This window comes from Pseudomonas sp. PWP3-1b2 (assembly GCF_049896045.1).
Classification (GTDB): domain Bacteria; phylum Pseudomonadota; class Gammaproteobacteria; order Pseudomonadales; family Pseudomonadaceae; genus Aquipseudomonas; species Aquipseudomonas antarctica_B.
Genome location: NZ_JAFCTN010000055.1, coordinates 20343 through 33133, shown reverse-complemented (window position 1 = coordinate 33133; position 12791 = coordinate 20343). Strand labels below are relative to the sequence as shown.

General features: G+C 60.6%; 10 protein-coding genes. 6 read left to right on the top strand and 4 right to left on the bottom strand.

Translation table 11 applies throughout. The features are described from left to right. Positions 1–240: 240 nt before the first annotated feature. Positions 241–1011, bottom strand: a complete 771-nt coding sequence (locus ACP7A2_RS24800) for a MipA/OmpV family protein (protein WP_426136420.1) — start codon at positions 1009–1011, stop codon at positions 241–243. A 228-nt stretch (positions 1012–1239) separates the two neighbouring features. On the opposite strand from ACP7A2_RS24800, the gene ACP7A2_RS24795 reads away from it, so the two are divergent. From ACP7A2_RS24795 to ACP7A2_RS24770, 6 genes are read left to right on the top strand one after another with little or no spacing between them, the layout of a single operon-like run. After that, positions 1240–1941: an MtnX-like HAD-IB family phosphatase gene (locus ACP7A2_RS24795; RefSeq protein WP_348062578.1), complete on the top strand. Its 702-nt coding sequence runs from the start codon at positions 1240–1242 to the stop codon at positions 1939–1941. Further along, entirely contained in the window at positions 1934–3328 is a 1395-nt protein-coding gene (locus tag ACP7A2_RS24790) for an aspartate aminotransferase family protein (protein WP_426136418.1), read from the top strand. The genes ACP7A2_RS24795 and ACP7A2_RS24790 overlap by 8 nt, the downstream gene beginning before the upstream one ends. Further along, complete coding sequence (locus ACP7A2_RS24785) at positions 3325–4233, top strand: alpha/beta hydrolase (RefSeq protein WP_426136417.1); 909 nt, start codon at positions 3325–3327, stop codon at positions 4231–4233. Before ACP7A2_RS24790 ends, ACP7A2_RS24785 begins: the two co-directional genes overlap by 4 nt. Positions 4234–4285: 52 nt before the next feature. Further along, complete coding sequence (locus tag ACP7A2_RS24780; RefSeq protein ID WP_426136423.1) at positions 4286–5410, top strand: GNAT family N-acetyltransferase; 1125 nt, start codon at positions 4286–4288, stop codon at positions 5408–5410. Further along, positions 5410–7188 (top strand): ATP-binding protein, encoded by a 1779-nt coding sequence (locus tag ACP7A2_RS24775; RefSeq protein ID WP_426136415.1) that lies wholly within the window; start codon positions 5410–5412, stop codon positions 7186–7188. Before ACP7A2_RS24780 ends, ACP7A2_RS24775 begins: the two co-directional genes overlap by 1 nt. After that, positions 7178–8575, top strand: coding sequence for a sigma-54-dependent transcriptional regulator (locus tag ACP7A2_RS24770; RefSeq protein ID WP_426136414.1), 1398 nt, complete (start codon positions 7178–7180; stop codon positions 8573–8575). Before ACP7A2_RS24775 ends, ACP7A2_RS24770 begins: the two co-directional genes overlap by 11 nt. A gap of 494 nt (positions 8576–9069) precedes the next feature. Here the strand turns inward: ACP7A2_RS24770 and ACP7A2_RS24765 are convergent, their stop codons facing one another. Genes ACP7A2_RS24765 through ACP7A2_RS24755 form a run of 3 tightly spaced genes read right to left on the bottom strand, consistent with a single transcriptional unit; the run spans position 9070 to position 12655 of the window. After that, on the bottom strand, positions 9070–9408 hold the full coding sequence (locus ACP7A2_RS24765; protein ID WP_426136412.1) for a GlpM family protein: 339 nt from the start codon (positions 9406–9408) through the stop codon (positions 9070–9072). Further along, complete coding sequence (locus ACP7A2_RS24760; RefSeq protein WP_375071150.1) at positions 9408–10757, bottom strand: sigma-54-dependent transcriptional regulator; 1350 nt, start codon at positions 10755–10757, stop codon at positions 9408–9410. Before ACP7A2_RS24760 ends, ACP7A2_RS24765 begins: the two co-directional genes overlap by 1 nt. Further along, positions 10754–12655, bottom strand: coding sequence for a sensor histidine kinase (locus ACP7A2_RS24755; protein WP_348062095.1), 1902 nt, complete (start codon positions 12653–12655; stop codon positions 10754–10756). Before ACP7A2_RS24755 ends, ACP7A2_RS24760 begins: the two co-directional genes overlap by 4 nt. Positions 12656–12791: the final 136 nt, after the last annotated feature.

The following is a 12791-nucleotide window of genomic DNA, read 5'->3' as shown; positions in this document are numbered from 1 at the left end:
CGATGCAGACACCTCGGTACATCAGGCACACCGAGTTGATGCCATCGCAGGCAAGCCAGCTCCCACAGAAAAGCCAGCTTCCCGAGCCATAGCGAGGTGCCGAGTGGTGGGGCGTTTTTGGTTACTTTATGCGATCTTCAAAAAGTGACCCGCTGTAAGAGCGGAACCGATTTCTGCCATCACCCAAATAACGGATATGTACCCACCCGCCCAAAAAGCCCAAGCCCAAACCCACCCCCTTCAGTCAAACTTGTAGCTGACCGCAGCCTGCACCTGACCCTGATTCACATCCCCAGTCGCCTTGACGATGGAGCTGTCAGCCGCCGACCCCACCAAATGCACCCAACTGGCACTGGTCAACAACGACCAATGCGCATCCAGCGGAATCTCAAAACTCTGCGTCAGCGTCAAATTCTGAACCCCCCCGCTGGCGTTGTAAGCGCGAAAGCCCGAAGCAGCCGAGTCCTTGTCATCCACCCCAAAAAACGCCTGCGTCTGACGCGCATCCGCAAAGTGCGCCATCAACCCCGTGCTGCCGATAATCCCGCCGCCCAGCGGATAACCCAGCTCACCGCCAAGCTTACCCAACACCCCACTTTGATCCCGCGCGCCGCCAACTGAGTGGCCAACCTGCGCGTACACACGCCAAAACTCAGCCGGGGCGTACTGAATGAAACCCCCAACTTCAGCCGCGTCCTGCACATCGCGCAAACCGCGCAGCGAGCCATTGGCCGAGCGCCCCGACAGGTAATTGATATAAGGGCCGGCGGTAATGCCATTAGTCGTAAGCGCATTCCACGTCAGGCCGTCATCGTTCCCGAGGCTGACATTGCCCCAGTCCAGATCGAAGTAAGGAATCGGCCGGGTTTCGTAACGGCTGCCCGTCGGGTCATGGGGCTGGTAGCTGACGCCCGCGCCCACTTCACCGGTAATGCCATCGGCGAACACGGCGCTGGAGAAACCCCACAGCCCCAGCACACCGGCGAATACAGCAGAAGTGACCTTGAACATGGAGCGAATTCCTTATCTGAACATGCGCGCATTCACGCGCGAAGGGCTGCCCGGACGCAAGCACTCATCTTGTTTGTAGCAAGCTACAAAAATTGTAGCTCCTGCGACACAAAACACCCCGTGTAAGCACCAAATCCCCAGCCCCGCTGGGCTTTGACGAGTTGGCACAATCCCTGCTCTACCCCTTCTGCAAGCGCACAGAGCGCGCCCTCACAAGGTAATACGCAGATGATTCACTGGCATATCGTGTGTGACTTCGACGGGACCATCACCCCCACCGATGTCATCGACAACGTCCTCCAACGCTTCGCCGGTCCCGAGTGGGAAACCATCGAACAGGAATGGCTGGATGGGCATATCGGTTCACGCGAATGCCTGAGCCGGCAACTGGCGCTGATCAAGGCGACCCCGGCCGAACTGCTGGCGTACTTCGACAGCGTCGAGATCGACCCGGACTTCCCGGACTTCGTCGATCACGTCATGGGCCTGGGCGCTTCCATTGAAGTGGTCAGCGACGGCATCGAGCAAGGCATCGCGCGTATTCTGTCGCGCAATTACGTGACCTTGCTGCCGATCCTCGCCAACCGCCTGCGTCAGGTCGACCAGAACAGCTGGCGCATCGACTTTCCGTATTCCAGCGATGCCTGCCGTGCCGCGTCCGGCAACTGCAAATGCAAGTCCACCCCGCGCAACAAGCGCGTGCTGGTGATCGGCGACGGCAAGTCCGACATGTGCGTGGCCTCCACCGCCGACTTTGTGTTCGCCAAAGGCAGCCTCGCCGATTACTGCGTCGCCAACAACATTCCTCACGCGCGCTTCGACACCTTCGCCGAAGTGCCTGCGCTGCTGGCCCGGCTGCCACAAGGCATTGCCGCCAACGCCACCACCTTTACTGCTGCTGACAATCAGGAAATCTTCCACCATGTCTGATATCCGTATCGCTACCGCCGAAGACCAGATTCTTCTGGATAAAGAAGCCAAGTACTGTTCCTACGGCGACACCGTTCACTACATCGAGCCACCGCGTATTTTCAGCCGTTGCGAAGGCTCCTACGTTTGGGACACCGAAGACCAGGCCTACCTCGACCTGCAAATGTGGTACTCGGCCGTTAACTTCGGTTACGCCAACCCGCGCCTGAACAACGCGCTGAAACAGCAGATCGATACCCTGCCGCAAATCGCCAGCCAGTACCTGCACAAAGGCAAGATCGAGCTCTCGGAAATGATCGCGGTCGACGCCAAGAAAAAATTCGGCCTCGACGGTCGCGTGCACTTCAACGTCGGCGGTTCGCAGTCGATCGAAGACTCCCTGAAAGTGGTGCGTAACGCCTCCAACGGCAAGAGCCTGATGTTCGCCTTCGAAGGCGGCTACCACGGCCGTACCCTTGGCGCATCGTCGATCACTTCGAGCTTCCGCTACCGTCGCCGCTACGGCCACTTCGGCGAGCGCGCCAACTTCATTCCGTTCCCGTACCACTTCCGTGGCCCTAAAGGCATGACCAAGGAAGAGTACGGCAGCCAGTGTGTGCAGCAATTCGCCCGTTTGTTCGAGACCGAATACAACGGTGTCTGGGACCCGAAAACCAACCAGTGCGAATACGCAGCTTTCTACGTCGAGCCGATCCAGGGCACCGGCGGCTACGTGATCCCGCCGATGAACTTCTACCGCGAGTTGAAGCATGTGCTGGATCAGCACGGCATCCTGATGGTCTCCGACGAAATCCAGATGGGCTTCTACCGCACCGGCAAACTGTGGTCGATCGAGCATTTCGACGTGCAGCCGGACGTGATTGTTTTCGGCAAGGCGCTGACCAACGGCCTCAACCCACTGGGCGGCATCTGGGCCCGTGAAGAGTTGATCAACCCGAAAATCTTCCCGCCAGGTTCGACCCACTCCACCTTCGCCTCCAACCCGTTGGGCACGGCGGTGGGCCTGGAAATGTTCAAGATGACCAACGAAGTCGATTACGGCGCGATGGTCATGGCCAAGGGCAAGTTCTTCCTCGAAGGCCTGCAGGACCTGCAGAAACGTTTCCCGATCATCGGCGATGTCGACGGCCTGGGCCTGGCCCTGCGCTGCGAAATCTGCGGCCCGGACGGCTTCACGCCGGACAAGGCGACCCTGGATTACATGGTCGAAGAAGGCATGAAAGGCGACATGGTAGTGGACGGGCGCAAACTTGGCCTGATCCTCGACGTGGGCGGCTACTACAAAAACGTGATCACCCTGGCACCGTCCCTGGAAATCAGCTACCCGGAAATCGAACTGGGCCTGAAGCTGCTCGAGCAACTGCTGGTACGAGCGACCAAACGGTGAACAGGCCTGAGATCGACCTCGGTGAAGGTGATGCCGGCTTCGTTCTCGGTGAAGGTCCGGTCGGGATCCTGTTGATCCACGGCCTGACCGGCACCCCGACGGAATTGCGTCAGGTGGCGAAAGGCTTGGCCAAAACGGGTAACTGCACGGTGTATGTGCCTACCCTGGCCGGGCACTGCGGCGATAACAGTGACCTGCAGGCCACCGGCTGGCTGGACTGGTACGAAGGGGTACGCAAGACCTTCGTGCAGGCCAAACAGCGCCATGCGCAAGTGTTTGTCGGGGGCTTGTCCATGGGCGCGGTGATGTCGATGTACCTGGCGTCGGAGTTCCCGAACCAGGTGGCCGGCTTGCTGATGTATTCCACCACGTTGAAATACGACGGTTGGAGCATCAACAAAATGGCGTTCATCACGCCACTGCTGATCCGCATTCCTTACGGTGTGCGCCTGTTTCGGTTTACCGAGAAACCGCCTTACGGCATCAAGAATGAGCGCCTGCGCTCGATCGTCGAACGACAGATGAAGGAAGGCGAGAGCAGCGAGGCGGGGTTGCTGACGATGGAAGGCGTGACGGTACGTGAGTTGCACCGGATGAATGCCGTGGTCAAAAAACGCATGCCCTCGATCAACGTCCCGGCGCTGGTGCTGCATTCCATTGAGGACGATATCACCAGCCGCTGGAACGCCGATTACGTGGAACGCCACCTCGGCGGCCCGGTGACCAAGGTCCTGCTCGACAACTGCTACCACATGATCACCGTCGACCTGCAATACCGCCGGGTGATCGAGTTGAGTGCCGAGTTTGTCGAGCAACACACGCTCGTCAAACCCACACAGATCAATGTGGGCGCTGGCTTGTCGAGTCGTCGCAGCGCTGCGATGGCATCAGTGCTGTCTGCCTGACAAGCCAACGTCCACATTTGATCGGATTCCGCCATATAGATAAGGGATGTACGTGATCACCGCCCAAGCCTTCTCGACTATCCGGGCCATCCAGCGCAGTACCTGGAACGACTGTTTCCCCGGTGCCCTGGAGGATTGGGACTATTACGTCGCCGTGGAAAATGCAGCCATTGCTGATTTCAAATGGCGTTACCTGGCTGTTTACGAAAATGGAACAGTGGTGGCAGTGGCCGCCGCGTTCATTACCGATTATCGCCTCGACACCACGGTGTCAGGCAGCGGCAAGCGCTTTACCGAGCGCCTGGAGCGGCTGTGGCCGGGTGTTTTACAGTTACAGTTGTATGCCATCGGCTCGCCGGTGGCGGAGCGTTGCGACGCGGGCGTGGCCAGTGGCGTGCCCGAGGCGCGGCGCCCGCTGTTGCTCAAGCATTTGTTGCAGGCTGCGCGCCAGGATGCCAATGCGTTTGGTATCGGCCTGGTCGCGGTCAAGGACGTACCGACCAAAGACCCGCACTGGGCGGCCAGTTGCCGTGCGGCGGGCTTTCAAAGCATGCCGAGTTTGCCCACCGGGTTGTTGAGCGTGCCCTACGGCTCAGTCGACGCCTACCTGGGTTCGCTGTGCAAATCGACCCGCAAGGACCTGCGCCGCAAACTGCGGGCACCGGGCCCGCGGGTAGAGTGGCGGCACAACATTGATGACGTGCTGCCTGAGGTGATGCGCCTGTATGAAGAGACGCTCAGTCGCTCCGACCTGCAGTTCGAGCGCCTGCCGGCCAGCTACTTCACCGGCATCCTCGAACGCCTTGAAAATCGCGCTGTCTGCGTAGTGTATTGGGTGGACGAGCGCCTGGTGGCGTTCAACCTGATCCTGTTGGACCAACACCGCCTGGTCGACAAGTTTTTCGGGCATGACCGTGAGTTCAGCCGTGAATACAACCTGTACTTTCGCAGCTGGCTGACCAATGTCGACTATTGTATTCAGCACAATATTCCCGTGTACGAGTGCGGCCAGGAGGGGTATGCCAGTAAGCTGCGCCTGGGGTGCGAGTTCCGTGGCAACAGCATGTTTTTCCGCCACCGTAATTGGCTGGTCAATGGCCTGCTCAAACTTGCGAAAATGTTTCTCCGACCGGATCGTTCCGACCCTGCCATGGCTGCTGCGATAAGCGAAACCTGATGATCACCAAGACCCGCCAAAAAGCCCGCCCCTTTGCCATTTCGCGCTGGAGCGTCCAGCGCAAGCTGGTGCTGGCGTTTTGGCTGGTGAGCGTCATTCCCACCATGATCGCGGCCGAGCTGGCAGCGACCACGCTGTCGCAGATTTTCGACAGCAACGTGCGGATCTGGCTGCAGGAGTCGACCAAGATCGTCAAGGACGAGATTGGCGACATCCTTCATGACAACGCGCGCATGGCCAAGCTGTTCCTGCGCTACACCAGCCCGCCGTCGAACAAGCAAGCCGCCAAGCACGACCGGCTGACGGCGGACATCGCCGACGCCACCGACATCGACGTGGTCGCGCTGATTCGTACCAGCGACCACAAGGTGATGTTCAGCACCGCGTCCGACGACATCGTCAAGCAGATCGACCTCACCAGCAACGCCGTGCTGCAGACCGTGCAAGTGGCCGGCGTGAGCACGGGCCTGGTGGTCTCGACTTTCGAAACCAACCAGGAGGGCGTCGACTACCTGCTGCTGGTAGCCACCTACCTGGACAGCAGTTTCCTCACCAGCGTGGCCGACGTGCATTCCCTCGACCTGCGCCTGTACCTCGCCAACCCGTCGGGGTTTAACGAGATATTCTCGACCCAGCGCTTTGAAAATCACCCCTCGCGCATTCCCAAGGATGTCGAGACGGCCATGCGCAGCACCCGGCAGCCGAGCGAGCAGTTCACCAATAATTACAGCGGTTTGTACTGGCCGATTTTCAATGATGCCGGCGACCTGCAAGGCGTGATTTTCAGCGGCCTGCTGCGCCATACCAGCCTTGTAGGGCTGGTGAACCAGAGCAACCTGTTCGTGCTGATTTTCCTGCTTAGCTCGGCGCTGTCCCTGGGCGCCGGTGTGTTGGTGTCGCGGCGCCTGACCAAGCCGCTGCGCGACTTGTCCCAAGGCGTGAACGCGGTGATCTCCGGCAATTACGAGCACCGCGTGACAGTCAGCGGCGGCGATGAACTGGCGCAGTTGAGCAGCACCTTCAACCACATGACCGAGAGCCTTAGCGAGTTGCATCACCTCGAAGCCCAGCTGCGCCGCCGCGACCGGCTGCACGCGCTGGGCGAGGTTGCCATGGGCCTGGCCCACGAAATCCGCAACCCGCTGGGCATCATCAAGACGGCCACCCAACTGCTGCACCGGCGTGCCGACCTGCCGGAAACCGACAAGCGTCACCTCGAATACGTGATCAGCGAAGTCAGCCGTATCAACGACCTGATCACCGAGTTTCTGGACTTTGCCAAACCCAACCCGCCCTTGCGGGTGTCGCTGGCGGCGCGGCCGTTGGTGGAAGAGATCCTCGGCTTCTGCGGCCCGGAGCTGGCGACCCACAACATAGACGCGCACATTGATGACCAGGCGCCGGGTGCGACCCTGTACGCCGATGCCAAACAGCTCAAGCAGGCCTGCCTGAACCTGATTCTCAACGCCATCGATGCGATGCCCGACGGCGGGCGCCTGACCCTGGGCATTCGCACGTTGGACGACAACACGGTGATCAGTATCGCCGACACCGGCCAAGGCATTCCGGCGGACATGATTGAGCGCATCTTCACGCCATTCGTCACCACCAAGGCCTCGGGCACGGGCCTGGGTCTGGCTAAAGTCTATTCGATCATGGAAAGTCACGACGCCAGCATTGAATGCACCAGTGAGAAAGATGCCGGCGCCACCTTCAGCCTGTACATTCCGGCCCAAGGTGAAGACGACGGCGACGATGAGGAAGGTCATGACGCATAACGTATTGGTAGTCGACGACGAGCCCAAGCTCTGTGACTTGCTCACGTCGGCCCTGAGCCAGAACGGCATCCAGGTGTTCACCGCGAGCAACGGCCTGCATGCGCTCAAAGTGCTGGAGCAGGAAGACATCGACCTGGTGATCAGCGACTGGCGCATGCCCGGCATGGACGGGCCGGCGCTGCTGGCCGAGATCAAGGTGCGTTTTCCGGATTTGCCGGTGATCGTGATGACTGCCTACAGCACCGTGAAAAATGCCGTGCAGTCGATGCGCAACGGCGCCTACGACTACATCGCCAAGCCGTTCGACATTGACGAGCTGGACATCACCGTGGCCAAGGCCCTGCAATTTCGCGACATTTTGCGCGACAACGCCCGCCTGCGCGCCGAGCTCGACCAGCATGCGCAATTCGACAGCCTGGTGGGCGACAGCCCGGCGTTTCGTCAGGTACTCAACGCGATCGATTCGGTGCGCGACAGCAATGCAACCATCCTGCTGACCGGCGAAAGCGGCACCGGCAAGGAAATGGTTGCCCGCGCCATCCACAAGCATGGCAACCGGGCCGACAAGCCATTCGTGGCGGTCAACTGCGCGGCCATCCCTGAGGGGCTGCTGGAAAGCGAAATGTTTGGCCATCGCAAAGGCGCGTTTACCGGCGCTGTGGCCGACCGGGTAGGGCGCTTTATGCAGGCTGACCAGGGCACCTTGTTTCTCGACGAAGTGGGGGACATGCCCTTGGCGTTGCAGGCCAAGATTTTGCGTGCCTTGCAGGAGCGGGTGATCGAGCCGGTGGGCGACCCCCGCGAGCGCAAGGTGGATGTGCGGGTGATTGCCGCCACCAATAAAAACCTGCTGGACGCGGTGGCCAATAAAGAATTTCGCGAAGATCTGTATTACCGCCTCAACGTGTTTCCGATTCCGCTGCCGGCCTTGCGTGAGCGCGCCGAAGATATCGTGCCGCTGGCCCGCCACTTTGCCCACACCTTGAGCGCCACTGCCGGCAAGCGCATCACCGGCTTCAGTGCGGAGGCGTTGCAGGCCATGGCGGCCTATCATTGGCCGGGGAATATTCGTGAGCTGCAGAATTGTGTGGAGCGCGCGACCATTGTTGCGGCCAAGCCGGTGATTGAAGACATTGATTTGCCGGCTTATCTGTTTGCGTCCAAACCTGCCGAGGATGGCGTTGCTGCGCTGCTGGGCGACAGCCCGGGCGTGCCTGCGGACCTGGATGCGGCGCTGGCGGAGGTTGAGAAGAGCTACATTTTGGCGGCGTTGAATGAGAGTAACGGCGTGCAGGCAGCGGCGGCGTCGAAGATCGGGATTTCCGAGAGGAGCTTTTGGTATCGGTTGAAGAAGTTGGGGATTCAGGTGGAGAAGATTATTCGCTGATTTGGGGCGATGGTGGGTTTTTTAGGGGGAGTACATATCCGTTGCTGTGGTAACGGCTGCTTATGGTTCCGCTCTTACAGCGGGTCACTTTTGGAAGGACCCAAAAGTAACCAAAAGGTCCTCGCCCCACCACTCGGCACCTCGCTATGGCTCGGTGTGCCCTCACTCCGGCTTGAATCCGTGGGCCGCCGCGATGGGCCATCCTTGGCCCAGCGCGGCTAACCCGGCGTCCTGCCGGGTTACCCACGAATTCAAGCCTGCGTGCGGCCATCGTGGTTAACGGGCGCCTCAGATCAAAATCTAAAGCACGGCGGCCTAGTAGCCGACCTGAGTGGTTGAATCAAAAGCGCTGTTTTTTTCTAGAGCAGATTGCGATTCTCCAGACCAAATGGAGATCCACCTGTGGGAGCTGGCTTGCCTGCGATAGCGGTGTATCAGGCAACTGATGGGGTGCTGACATACCGCCATCGCAGGCAAGCCAGCTCCCACATTTGTCAGGCGTGAATGCGCACCCAGACGCTGACCAGCACCGTCGCCGCCATCAACCACGCCACGGCCGCCACGGCGAGTGACGCCTCCAGCCGCATCCGGTCGACCATTACGTACAGCGTCGCCAGATACACAAAGTACGGAATGATCGACCACATCCCGAACACGATCGTGGTCTTCAAATCATCCACCGAGCGGCCCTTGCCGACGATGTAATGCGCGATCAGCGCAAAGGTCGGAAACAGCGGCACCAACCCGGCGATGTAGTAGTTCTTTGTTTTGGCCAATGCCGCCAAAATCAATACCACCGCTGCGCCGATGGCGGCCTTCAATACCAGATCCATCAGTGGCTCAGCCCGTATTTTTTGACCTTGTCGAACAAGGTGGTCTTGGCCATCCCCAGTTCCTGGCTGGCCTGGGTCAGGTTGCCGCCGCTGCGTTGCAACGCATCGTTGAGCAGATTGCGCTCGAAGGCTTCCACCGCCTCGGTAAACGCCAGGCCATGATTACTGCTGCCATTGCCGCTTTTCTTGAAAACCGGCAGGCCCAGGGCAAAGCGCTCGGCAACGTTGCGCAATTCACGTACGTTGCCCGGCCAGTCGTGGCTCATGAGGATCGAGACGGTCTGGTTATCCAGTTCCGGCACGCTGCGATCAAAGCGCAGGGAAGACTGCTGCAGGAAATGCTCGAACAATTGCAGGATATCTTCGCGGCGTTCGCGCAGGGGCGGCAGCTCCAGCGTGACGACGTTGAGGCGGTAGTACAGGTCGCTGCGGAATTGGTTGGCGCGGCTCAACTCGTCGAGGTCGGATTTGGTGGCTGCGATCACCCGGCAATCCACCGCCACGCTCTGGTTCGAGCCCAGCCGTTCGAGGGTGCGCTCCTGCAATACGCGTAGCAGTTTGATCTGCAGGTTGATCGGCATGCTTTCCACTTCATCGAGGAACAGCGTGCCCTCGTGGGCATGCTCGATCTTGCCGATACGGCGTTTACCGGCGCCGGTAAAGGCGTTGGCTTCGTGGCCGAAAATTTCGCTTTCGAAAAGGTTTTCCGGCAAGCCGCCGCAGTTCAGCGCGACGAATTGGTGAGCGTGACGGCGGCTGAAATCATGCAGGCAGCGCGCGACCAGTTCCTTGCCGGTGCCGGTCTCGCCTTCGATCAGCACGTTGGCTGAGGTGTCGGCAACATTGGCGATCAGCTCGCGCAGGTTCTGCATCGCCTGGGAGCGGCCGATGATGCGGCCTTCCAGGGAGTCGCGTTCGGCCAGTTGGCGACGCAGCGACCAGACTTCCCGCGCCAGCCCGCGCTGCTCCAGGGCGCGGCGAGCCACGTCCACGAGGCGCTCGGGGGAGAAGGGTTTCTCCATGAAGTCGTAGGCGCCGTTGCGCATTGCGCCCACCGCCATGGAGATATCGCCATGCCCGGTGATCAGCACCACGGGCAGGCTTTTATCCAGGGCCTTGAGGCGGGTCAGCAGCTCCAGGCCATCGATGCCCGGCAGGCGAATATCGCTGATGACGATGCCGGCAAAGTTCTCGCCGATGCGTTTCAGCGCTTCTTCGGCGCTGCCCACGCCCACGCTGGGGATGTCTTCCAGCGCCAGGGCTTGCTGGCAGCCGAGCAACACATGGGGGTCATCTTCGACGATCAGTACGGTGAGGTCGTCTTTGAGGGCTGTAGCGTCTGTATTCATGTCGACTCAGCTTTTTGAGCACCCACCAACGGCAGGCACAAGACAAAGGCAGTACCACCACTGGCCGGATGCTCCACGGCAAGGTTGCCGCCGGTGGCCGCCGCGAGGCTGGCGGAAAGCGTCAGGCCAAGGCCCAGGCCTTGTTCGCCGGGCTTGGTGGTGAAGAACGGTTCGAACAAATGTTTGCGCGCTTCGGGGTCGATGCCGTGGCCGTTGTCGCGCACTTGCAGGCGGTATTTGCCCTCGCTGCTCTGCCCGTCCAGCCAGAGTTCCGGGGCCGGTTGCGCCTGCATGGCGTCGAGGGCGTTGCCGATCAGGTTGACCAGAATCTGTTCCAGGCGCGTCTGATCGATCTGCAAGTGGGCGTTGGCAAAGTCGCGGTGTACGTTCAACGACAGACCGTCCATGCGCGCGCCCAGCACCTGGAACGCGGCGTCCACGGCTTTGCCGAGGCTGGCTTCGCCCTGGTCGTCACCGCGCCGGGCAAAGGAGCGCAGGCTGGCGGTGATGCGGCCCATGCGGTCGATCAGTTCGTTGATGGTCTTGAGGTTGGCGCTGGCCGTGTCGAGGGCTCCGCGCTCCAGGAAGCGCACGGTGTTGCCTGACAGGGTGCGCAACGCGGCCAGCGGCTGGTTCAGTTCGTGGGCGATGCTGGTGGACATCTGGCCGATGGCCGCGAGTTTACCCGCCTGCACCAGTTCATCCTGTGCGCGGCGCAGGGTTTCTTCGGCCTGGCGCCGTTCGCGGATCTGGCCCTTGAGCCGTTCGTTGCTGGCGCGCAGGTCGGCAGTGCGTTCGGCTATTCGTCGTTCCAGCTGGCTGTTGGCTTCCTGCAGGGCTTCCCGCGCGGCGAGGCGAGTGGCGATGACCTTGCGCCGCTCGTTCCAGGCAATCAGCAAAAACGCGACCAGGCCGAATGCGACGGCCACCAGAATGCCCTGGTTGATCGCTGCGCGGCGCAGGTCATTGAGCGGGGTGAGCAGGGTGAAATTCCACGGTGTATCGCTCAAGGGCCGGGTTTGCGCCAGGTAGCTGACTTCGTGTTCGTCGTTGACCACTTCGCTGTTGGCGGGGAAGGTCAGTTTCTCGGTGCCTTCGTTGAGGCGCTCGCGGGCCAGGGGCTCCAGCTCGTTCAGTGTCGCCCAGTAATATTGCAGGCTGTGAGCCAGGCGATCCTTGGTCTCATCGCTCAACGGGCGCACGGCCTTGAGGCGACGGGCCGGGTCGCTGGACAAAATGATGATGCCGTTTTCGTCGCTCACAAACGCTTCGAGACGCGCGCGTTGCCAGCGCTCTTCGAGGGCTTCCAGGCGCACTTTGACCACGGCCACGCCGATGATTTTGCCGTGTTCTTCCAGGCCATGGGCCAGGTAGTAGCCGGGTTCACCGTTGGTGCTGCCGATGCCATAAAAACGGCCGGGTTGGCCACGTACGGCATTCTGGAAATAGGCACGGAAGGACAGGTCTTCACCCTGGTAACTGTCGGCGTCACGCCAGTTACTGGTGGCCAGCACGCGGCCGGTGGTGTCCATCACGTAGATGGCCCGACTGCGACTGCGTCGGTTCAGGCCTTCGAGGTAATCATTGACCGTCTGCCGGGTTTCCTGGTTCGGGTCGGCGAGCAACGTGGAAACACTGGACTCAAGTTCCAGCAGGCTGGGCAGGTAGGTGTATTTGCTCAGTTCGCTTTCGACGGTGCGGGCGTGCAGCTCCAGCTGGCGTTCGCCGTTGTCGCTGAGGGTGCGGATGCCGTAGTACTCACTGACCCAGAAGCCGATATAACCCAGGCCGATCATCAGGGCGATGGTCAGTGGCGGCAGGAACAGTTGGCGGATCAGGCGTGGTTTCACGGCAAGTGATGGCGGTGCGGCGCGAAATTGGTTGGGGTCGCATTTCATCATAGATGCCTTGGGTCAACCAGCGCTGTCAGCCTTGCTGTGAACCCGGTTGTGTGGGGAATGGATTGGTGTGGGAGCTGGCTTGCCTGCGATGGCATCACCTCGTTGTATCTGACACACCGAGGTGATGCCATCG

Excerpts from the sequence above, each read along its gene's own strand:
- ACP7A2_RS24755 (WP_348062095.1), bottom strand. The coding sequence starts at position 12,655 with ATGAAATGCGACCCCAACCAATTTCGCGCCGCACCGCCATCACTTGCC.
- ACP7A2_RS24790 (WP_426136418.1), top strand. The coding sequence starts at position 1,934 with ATGTCTGATATCCGTATCGCTACCGCCGAAGACCAGATTCTTCTGGAT.
- ACP7A2_RS24770 (WP_426136414.1), top strand. The coding sequence starts at position 7,178 with ATGACGCATAACGTATTGGTAGTCGACGACGAGCCCAAGCTCTGTGAC.
- ACP7A2_RS24765 (WP_426136412.1), bottom strand. The coding sequence starts at position 9,408 with ATGGATCTGGTATTGAAGGCCGCCATCGGCGCAGCGGTGGTATTGATT.
- ACP7A2_RS24775 (WP_426136415.1), top strand. The coding sequence starts at position 5,410 with ATGATCACCAAGACCCGCCAAAAAGCCCGCCCCTTTGCCATTTCGCGC.
- ACP7A2_RS24795 (WP_348062578.1), top strand. The coding sequence starts at position 1,240 with ATGATTCACTGGCATATCGTGTGTGACTTCGACGGGACCATCACCCCC.
- ACP7A2_RS24800 (WP_426136420.1), bottom strand. The coding sequence starts at position 1,011 with ATGTTCAAGGTCACTTCTGCTGTATTCGCCGGTGTGCTGGGGCTGTGG.
- ACP7A2_RS24760 (WP_375071150.1), bottom strand. The coding sequence starts at position 10,757 with ATGAATACAGACGCTACAGCCCTCAAAGACGACCTCACCGTACTGATC.